The organism is Sphingomonas sp. Leaf30, assembly GCF_001422525.1.
Classification (GTDB): domain Bacteria; phylum Pseudomonadota; class Alphaproteobacteria; order Sphingomonadales; family Sphingomonadaceae; genus Sphingomonas; species Sphingomonas aerolata.
Genome location: NZ_LMKZ01000021.1, coordinates 10,386 through 12,843, shown reverse-complemented (window position 1 = coordinate 12,843; position 2,458 = coordinate 10,386). Strand labels below are relative to the sequence as shown.

General features: G+C 66.6%; 3 protein-coding genes. All 3 read left to right on the top strand.

Annotated elements, in window-relative coordinates; translation table 11 throughout:
- Positions 1–1,216, top strand: a 1,216-nt coding sequence (locus ASE89_RS21370) for a (2Fe-2S)-binding protein (RefSeq protein ID WP_236701877.1), incomplete at its 5' end; no start/stop codon positions are given.
- Complete coding sequence (gene nirD, locus ASE89_RS18790) at positions 1,213–1,551, top strand: nitrite reductase small subunit NirD (protein ID WP_175518279.1); 339 nt, start codon at positions 1,213–1,215, stop codon at positions 1,549–1,551. The genes ASE89_RS21370 and nirD, both read left to right, overlap by 4 nt.
- Before the next feature lie 115 nt (positions 1,552–1,666).
- Positions 1,667–2,458, top strand: a 792-nt coding sequence (locus ASE89_RS21365; RefSeq protein WP_236701876.1) for a molybdopterin oxidoreductase family protein, incomplete at its 3' end; no start/stop codon positions are given.

The following is a 2,458-nucleotide window of genomic DNA, read 5'->3' as shown; positions in this document are numbered from 1 at the left end:
CGACGATGCGGAGATCTGCGGCTGCAACGGCGTCACCAAGGGCAAGGTCGTGGCGTGCATCGGTGCCGGCAACGCGACGCTCGACGCGGTCCGCGCGACCTGCAAGGCGTCGGCGTCGTGCGGATCTTGCACCGGACTGGTCGAGACGCTGCTCGCGGTCACGCTGGGCGACGAGTATTCGGGCGAACGTTCGGTCAAGACGATGTGCAAATGCACCAGCTTCGGCCACGACGACGTCCGCCGCGAGATCGTCACGCAGGGCATGCGATCGATCCCCGAAGTGATGCAGAAGATGAACTGGTCGACCCCCGACGGATGTTCGTCGTGCCGGCCTGCGCTCAATTACTACCTGCTCTGCGCGTTGCCGGGCGACTACAAGGACGACCAGCAGAGCCGCTACGTCAACGAGCGCGTGCACGCGAACATCCAGAAGGACGGCACCTATTCGGTCGTGCCGCGGATGTGGGGCGGGCTCACCAACCCGCGCGAGCTGCGCGCGATCGCCGACGTCGTCGAGAAATACGATGCGCCGATGGTCAAGGTGACGGGCGGCCAGCGGCTCGATATCTTCGGGATCAAGAAGGAGGACCTGCCCGCGGTCTGGGCCGATCTCAACGCCGCCGGGATGGTCAGCGGACATGCGTACGGCAAGTCGCTGCGCACCGTAAAGACCTGCGTCGGCTCCGACTGGTGCCGGTTCGGGACACAGGACTCGACCGGGCTCGGCGTGAAGGTCGAGCGGATGACCTGGGGCTCGTGGATGCCGCACAAGTTCAAGATCGCGGTCAGCGGTTGCCCGCGAAATTGCGCCGAGGCGACGATCAAGGATTTCGGCGTGGTCTGCGTCGACAGCGGGTATGAGCTGTCGGTCGGCGGCAATGGCGGGATCAAGGTCCGCGCGACCGACTTCCTGTGCAAGGTCGCGACCGAAGACGAGGCGATGCATTACTGCGCCGCGTTCATCCAATTGTACCGCGAGGAAGCGCGCTATCTGGAACGCACCGCACCGTGGATCGAGCGGATCGGCGTGGAATATATCCGCGAACGGATCGCCGACGATCCGGAGGGCCGCGATGCGTTGGCGGCACGGTTCCTGTTCTCGCAGCAGTTCACGCAGGACGATCCGTGGGCGGCCCGCGCGGCGGGCGAGCACCGGGAGCAGCATGCGCCGATGGCGCGCTTCACGCCCATCGATCAGACGAGGGAAATGGCATGATCGGCGAATGGCTCGATATCGGCTGGGTCGACGAGATCCCGGTCCGCGGCAGCCGGACGGTCCAGGTCACCGGCGGCGACGACATCGCGGTGTTCCGCACCGGCGACGGCAAGGTATTCGCGCTGGCCGATCGCTGTCCGCACAAGGGGGGGCGGTTGTCGCAGGGGATCGTGCATGGCGGCGCGGTGGCGTGCCCGCTGCACAACTGGCGGATCGCGCTGGATACGGGCGAGGCGCTGGGCGAGGACAAGGGGTGCACGCCGGTTATTCCGGTGAAGGTGTCGGGGGGTCGCGTGTTGCTCTGCCGCACCTCGACGATGAAAGCCGCCGCGTGATGGCGTTACTGCTCCCTCTCCCCGCTGGGGAGAGGGCCGGGGTGAGGGGTCGGGGCGCGTGCTGCGTTTCCCAACTACCCTTCACCCAACCCTCTCCCCAAAGGGGAGAGGGCTAATGGCGGCCGTTCGCACGACGTGCGCGTATTGCGGTGTCGGCTGCGGTACCCTCGCCACGCCGACCGGCGAGCGGTCCGCCACCATCAAGGGCGACCCCGATCACCCCGCCAACTCAGGCAAGCTCTGTTCGAAGGGCACCCACCTCGGCGAGACGATCGGACTCGAAGGCCGCCTGCTCACCCCGATGATCGGCCATCGCCGCGCCTCCTGGGACAAGGCGCTCGACCTCGTCGCGAAACGCTTCCGCGACACGATCGCGCAGCACGGGCCGGACAGCGTCGCGTTCTACGTTTCGGGGCAACTGCTCACCGAGGACTATTACGTCGCGAACAAGCTGATGAAGGGTTTCATCGGATCGGCCAACATCGACACCAATTCACGGCTCTGCATGGCGAGCGCGGTCGCCGGGCATATGCGCGCGTTCGGCGAGGACATCGTGCCTGCGAGCTACGACGATCTCGACGTCGCAGACCTGATCGTGCTGGTCGGATCGAACACCGCCTGGTGCCATCCGATCGTCTATCAACGCATCCGCGCGCGCTGCGACGCGGGCGCGAAGCTCGTGGTGATCGACCCGCGCCGGACTGAGACCGCGGACGAGGCCGACCTGCACCTCGCGATCCGGCCCGGCACAGACGTCGCGCTGATGAACGGCCTGCTCGCCTGGTGCCGTGACGCGGGCGTGGTCGACTACGACTATCTCGCCGCACATGTAGCAACGCCCGATGCGTTCTGGGACCAGGTTGGCGAGGGCAACGACCTGTGGTCGGTGGCGCGCATCTGTGACGTT

What these genes read in the sequence shown, in the direction of transcription:
- nirD (WP_175518279.1), top strand. Translation starts at nt 1,213, where the DNA reads ATGATCGGCGAATGGCTCGATATCGGCTGGGTCGACGAGATCCCGGTC.